This window comes from Comamonas koreensis (assembly GCF_014076495.1).
Classification (GTDB): Bacteria; Pseudomonadota; Gammaproteobacteria; order Burkholderiales; family Burkholderiaceae_C; genus Comamonas; species Comamonas squillarum.
In genome coordinates this window covers 4946285-4952500 of sequence record NZ_CP043575.1, presented here as the reverse complement: position 1 = coordinate 4952500, position 6216 = coordinate 4946285, and the positions used below count along the sequence as shown (strand labels likewise).

Sequence of the window (6216 nt, the reverse complement as noted above, 5' to 3'; positions counted from 1 at the left end):
ATCAGAATGTCACGGTGAATACGTTCCCGGGTCTTGTACACACCGCCCGTCACACCATGGGAGCGGGTCTCGCCAGAAGTAGGTAGCCTAACCGCAAGGAGGGCGCTTACCACGGCGGGGTTCGTGACTGGGGTGAAGTCGTAACAAGGTAGCCGTATCGGAAGGTGCGGCTGGATCACCTCCTTTCTGGAAAACAGCTTCGCTGTTTCGGTGGATGCTAACTTTGTGCAAACAAAGTTAAGTGCCATCGGCACGGCAGGAGCCAAAAAAGCAATCAAGATTGAACGCCCACACTTATCGGTTGTTGGAACACAAGCCAGGTGGCTAGCTCACAAGAGCTCGCTGCGTGGAATGGGTCTGTAGCTCAGCTGGTTAGAGCACTGTGTTGATAACGCAGGGGTCGTTGGTTCGAGCCCAACTAGACCCACCATTAGATTCCAACGGATTTAGAGGTTGAGCTTATGCCGCTTTGGTTAATCGGAGTAGATTCTGATTGACTAGAGCCAAGCAGTGCGAGGCGTCTGATGCGAAGCACACTGATGTGTGTGAGCAGCGGGCAACGAAGCAATGCGCCGGCTATAGGCAATCAGGGGGATTAGCTCAGCTGGGAGAGCACCTGCTTTGCAAGCAGGGGGTCGTCGGTTCGATCCCGTCATCCTCCACCAATACTTTTACTGATAACTTATCACTCAACACCAAAGCGGTTTCGCAAGAGACTGTTTTGTTGTTGATTCCGGATTCCCGGATCAACACGGCTGTTCTTTAAAAATTCATAGAGTCGAAAATCAGCGTTGCTGGTGGAAACTGCACATTCGTAAAGGTTTAGTGCAGACCGTGCCACCAGCAACAATTTGATTGCGTCAAAACGAATGAAACTTTGCGAGAGCAATTTTTATTCAGTAATGACGAATATTCTTCAAGAATGTGGACTTGGGCGACCAGGTCTACAGCAAAGATATTCACATTACGGCATAACGCGCGAGGTGAGAGACCTCGCAAAGCAGTTGCTTGGGTTCTTGGCTTGAGATCTAGAGATAGATGTCAAAGTTATAGGGTCAAGTGACTAAGAGCATGTGGTGGATGCCTTGGCGATGATAGGCGACGAAAGACGTGATAGCCTGCGATAAGCTTCGGGGAGTTGGCAAATAAACTTTGATCCGGAGATTTCTGAATGGGGGAACCCACCTAGCAATAGGTATCGGCAACTGAATACATAGGTTGTCGAAGCGAACCTGGAGAACTGAAACATCTAAGTACCCAGAGGAAAAGACATCAACCGAGATTCCGATAGTAGTGGCGAGCGAATTCGGAAGAGCCTTGCAGTGATAGTCAGTGTGTTAACAAAACGGAATGGAAAGTCCGGCCATAGTGGGTGATAGCCCCGTATGTGAAAACGCATTGGTGGTACTAGGCTGCAGACAAGTAGGGCGGGGCACGAGAAACCCTGTCTGAATATGGGGGGACCATCCTCCAAGGCTAAATACTCATCATCGACCGATAGTGAACAAGTACCGTGAGGGAAAGGCGAAAAGAACCCCGGGAGGGGAGTGAAATAGATCCTGAAACCGCATGCTTACAAAAAGTCGGAGCCCTTAGGGGTGACGGCGTACCTTTTGTATAATGGGTCAGCGACTTACATTCAGTGGCAAGCTTAACCGAATAGGGAAGGCGTAGAGAAATCGAGTCCGAATAGGGCGACAAGTCGCTGGGTGTAGACCCGAAACCAAGTGATCTATCCATGGCCAGGATGAAGGTGCCGTAACAGGTACTGGAGGTCCGAACCCACTAGTGTTGCAAAACTAGGGGATGAGCTGTGGATAGGGGTGAAAGGCTAAACAAACTTGGAAATAGCTGGTTCTCTCCGAAAACTATTTAGGTAGTGCCTCAAGTATTACCTGCGGGGGTAGAGCACTGTTTAGGCTAGGGGGTCATGGCGACTTACCAAACCTATGCAAACTCCGAATACCGCAGAGTACAGCTTGGGAGACAGAGCACCGGGTGCTAACGTCCGGACTCAAGAGGGAAACAACCCAGACCGCCAGCTAAGGTCCCTAAAACGGGCTAAGTGGGAAACGAAGTGGGAAGGCTAAAACAGTCAGGATGTTGGCTTAGAAGCAGCCATCATTTAAAGAAAGCGTAATAGCTCACTGATCGAGTCGTCCTGCGCGGAAGATGTAACGGGGCTAAGCCAGTTACCGAAGCTGCGGATGCACAGTTTTACTGTGCGTGGTAGGAGAGCGTTCTGTAAGCCTGTGAAGGTGTCTGGTAACGGATGCTGGAGGTATCAGAAGTGCGAATGCTGACATGAGTAGCGTTAAAGCGGGTGAAAAGCCCGCTCGCCGTAAGCGCAAGGTTTTCTACGCAACGTTCATCGGCGTAGAGTAAGTCGGCCCCTAAGGTGAGGCAGAGATGCGTAACTGATGGGAAACGGGTCAATATTCCCGTACCGATGTGTAGTGCGATGTGGGGACGAAGAAGGTTAGCTCAGCCAACTGTTGGATATGTTGGTTCAAGCCTGTAGTCGTGCTCGGTAGGCAAATCCGCCGGGCTAAGATGAGGGGTGATAACGGGTCTGCTTGCAGACGAAGTGAGTGATACCCAGCTTCCAGGAAAAGCCACTAAGCTTCAGCTACACACGACCGTACCGCAAACCGACACTGGTGCGCGAGATGAGTATTCTAAGGCGCTTGAGAGAACTCAGGAGAAGGAACTCGGCAAATTGACACCGTAACTTCGGGAGAAGGTGTGCCCTCAGTAAGTGAAGTTGTACAAACGGAGCTAAACGGGGTTGCAAAGAATAGGTGGCTGCGACTGTTTAATAAAAACACAGCACTCTGCAAACACGAAAGTGGACGTATAGGGTGTGACGCCTGCCCGGTGCTGGAAGATTAAATGATGGGGTGCAAGCTCTTGATTGAAGTCCCAGTAAACGGCGGCCGTAACTATAACGGTCCTAAGGTAGCGAAATTCCTTGTCGGGTAAGTTCCGACCTGCACGAATGGCGTAACGATGGCCACACTGTCTCCTCCTGAGACTCAGCGAAGTTGAAATGTTTGTGATGATGCAATCTCCCCGCGGAAAGACGGAAAGACCCCATGAACCTTTACTGTAGCTTTGTATTGGACTTTGAACAGATCTGTGTAGGATAGGTGGGAGGCTTTGAAGTGAGGATGCTAGTTCTCATGGAGCCAACGTTGAAATACCACCCTGGTGTGTTTGAGGTTCTAACCTTGGTCCATTATCTGGATCGGGGACAGTGCATGGTAGGCAGTTTGACTGGGGCGGTCTCCTCCCAAAGCGTAACGGAGGAGTTCGAAGGTACGCTAGTTACGGTCGGACATCGTGACGATAGTGCAATGGCATAAGCGTGCTTAACTGCGAGACTGACAAGTCGAGCAGATGCGAAAGCAGGACATAGTGATCCGGTGGTTCTGTATGGAAGGGCCATCGCTCAACGGATAAAAGGTACTCTGGGGATAACAGGCTGATACCGCCCAAGAGTTCATATCGACGGCGGTGTTTGGCACCTCGATGTCGGCTCATCTCATCCTGGGGCTGTAGTCGGTCCCAAGGGTATGGCTGTTCGCCATTTAAAGAGGTACGTGAGCTGGGTTTAAAACGTCGTGAGACAGTTTGGTCCCTATCTTCCGTGGGCGCTGCAGATTTGAGGAAGCCTGCTCCTAGTACGAGAGGACCGGAGTGGACACACCTCTGGTGTATCGGTTGTCACGCCAGTGGCATTGCCGAGTAGCTATGTGTGGAAGAGATAACCGCTGAAAGCATCTAAGCGGGAAACTCGTTCCAAGATGAGATCTGCCGGGGGCTTGACCCCCCTGAAGAGTCGTTCTAGACCAGGACGTTGATAGGTTGGGTGTGGAAGCGCAGCAATGCGTTAAGCTAACCAATACTAATTGCTCGTGCGGCTTGACCCTATAACTTTGATTGGCCCCGCCCTTAGATGGGGCCCAATGCAAAGAACACTGCAACTGCAGTTATGCCCAAAGCGCAATCAAATTTAGCTGATAAGACTCTATGAATTCGCTTCAAAAGCAGCAATGCCCTGATCGACCGATCAGCGCAAAGCCGCCAAGGAGCAAAAAGTTATGCCTGATGACCATAGCAAGTTGGTACCACTCCTTCCCATCCCGAACAGGACAGTGAAACGACTTCGCGCCGATGATAGTGCGGATTCCCGTGTGAAAGTAGGTCATCGTCAGGCTTTTATACTGAAAACGTCCAGCAACTAGCTGGACGTTTTCTTCTCTGCTCTTAAAAGAGTAGCGTGCCAGGCCCAAGGGTCGGTGAGCTGCAAGAGTTGAGAAGAAAACGTGAAAACGTTCTGGAGTGCAGAAAAAGCTGTGCTACAATACAAGGCTTCGCTGATCGCGGCGAAGGGGATCTGAGGGTTGAGGCTCTTGGGTCAGGTCTTTAAAAATTAACAGCCGATAAGCGTGGGCGTTTGGTGGCGATTGCCATATGTTCTTCGGAGCAAAACAAGCGCTCACTTTAAACAGTAATGATGAAGATCTTAGGATCTTTTTTATTCCGTCAAGTGAGTGAGTAGTCGAGAGACTTTAAATTCAAGATCGAACTATAGAGTTTGATCCTGGCTCAGATTGAACGCTGGCGGCATGCTTTACACATGCAAGTCGAACGGTAACAGGTCTTCGGATGCTGACGAGTGGCGAACGGGTGAGTAACACATCGGAACGTGCCTAGTAGTGGGGGATAACTACTCGAAAGAGTAGCTAATACCGCATGAGATCTAAGGATGAAAGCAGGGGACCTTCGGGCCTTGCGCTACTAGAGCGGCTGATGGCAGATTAGGTAGTTGGTGGGATAAAAGCTTACCAAGCCGACGATCTGTAGCTGGTCTGAGAGGACGACCAGCCACACTGGGACTGAGACACGGCCCAGACTCCTACGGGAGGCAGCAGTGGGGAATTTTGGACAATGGGCGAAAGCCTGATCCAGCAATGCCGCGTGTAGGATGAAGGCCCTCGGGTTGTAAACTACTTTTGTACGGAACGAAAAGCTCTCTTCTAATAAAGGAGAGTGATGACGGTACCGTAAGAATAAGCACCGGCTAACTACGTGCCAGCAGCCGCGGTAATACGTAGGGTGCGAGCGTTAATCGGAATTACTGGGCGTAAAGCGTGCGCAGGCGGTTATGTAAGACAGAGGTGAAATCCCCGGGCTCAACCTGGGAACGGCCTTTGTGACTGCATAGCTAGAGTACGGTAGAGGGGGATGGAATTCCGCGTGTAGCAGTGAAATGCGTAGATATGCGGAGGAACACCGATGGCGAAGGCAATCCCCTGGACCTGTACTGACGCTCATGCACGAAAGCGTGGGGAGCAAACAGGATTAGATACCCTGGTAGTCCACGCCCTAAACGATGTCAACTGGTTGTTGGGAATTAACTTTCTCAGTAACGAAGCTAACGCGTGAAGTTGACCGCCTGGGGAGTACGGCCGCAAGGTTGAAACTCAAAGGAATTGACGGGGACCCGCACAAGCGGTGGATGATGTGGTTTAATTCGATGCAACGCGAAAAACCTTACCCACCTTTGACATGTACGGAAGTGACCAGAGATGGACATGTGCTCGAAAGAGAACCGTAACACAGGTGCTGCATGGCTGTCGTCAGCTCGTGTCGTGAGATGTTGGGTTAAGTCCCGCAACGAGCGCAACCCTTGCCATTAGTTGCTACGAAAGGGCACTCTAATGGGACTGCCGGTGACAAACCGGAGGAAGGTGGGGATGACGTCAAGTCCTCATGGCCCTTATAGGTGGGGCTACACACGTCATACAATGGCTGGTACAAAGGGTTGCCAACCCGCGAGGGGGAGCTAATCCCATAAAGCCAGTCGTAGTCCGGATCGCAGTCTGCAACTCGACTGCGTGAAGTCGGAATCGCTAGTAATCGTGGATCAGAATGTCACGGTGAATACGTTCCCGGGTCTTGTACACACCGCCCGTCACACCATGGGAGCGGGTCTCGCCAGAAGTAGGTAGCCTAACCGCAAGGAGGGCGCTTACCACGGCGGGGTTCGTGACTGGGGTGAAGTCGTAACAAGGTAGCCGTATCGGAAGGTGCGGCTGGATCACCTCCTTTCTGGAAAACAGCTTCGCTGTTTCGGTGGATGCTAACTTTGTGCAAACAAAGTTAAGTGCCATCGGCACGGCAGGAGCCAAAAAAGCAATCAAGATTGAA

2 tRNA genes and 4 rRNA genes (1 of these 6 running past the window's edge) are annotated in these 6216 nt (G+C 51.2%); all 6 read left to right on the top strand.

The features are described from left to right. Window positions 1–186, top strand: a 16S ribosomal RNA gene (locus F0Q04_RS22630) (it extends 1343 nt beyond the left edge of the window). Window positions 187–353: 167 nt separating this feature from the next. Next, a tRNA-Ile gene (locus tag F0Q04_RS22625) sits at window positions 354–430 on the top strand. A gap of 159 nt (window positions 431–589) precedes the next feature. Continuing rightward, window positions 590–665 (top strand) — tRNA-Ala (locus tag F0Q04_RS22620). 388 nt (window positions 666–1053) lie between these two features. Next, window positions 1054–3932 (top strand): 23S ribosomal RNA (locus tag F0Q04_RS22615). Window positions 3933–4106: 174 nt separating this feature from the next. Next, window positions 4107–4219 (top strand): 5S ribosomal RNA (gene rrf / locus F0Q04_RS22610). A 369-nt stretch (window positions 4220–4588) separates the two neighbouring features. After that, window positions 4589–6117: ribosomal RNA gene (locus F0Q04_RS22605) — 16S ribosomal RNA — on the top strand. Together the 16S, 23S and 5S rRNA genes with 2 tRNA genes alongside form the textbook arrangement of a ribosomal RNA operon. The last annotated feature ends 99 nt before the right edge of the window (window positions 6118–6216 follow it).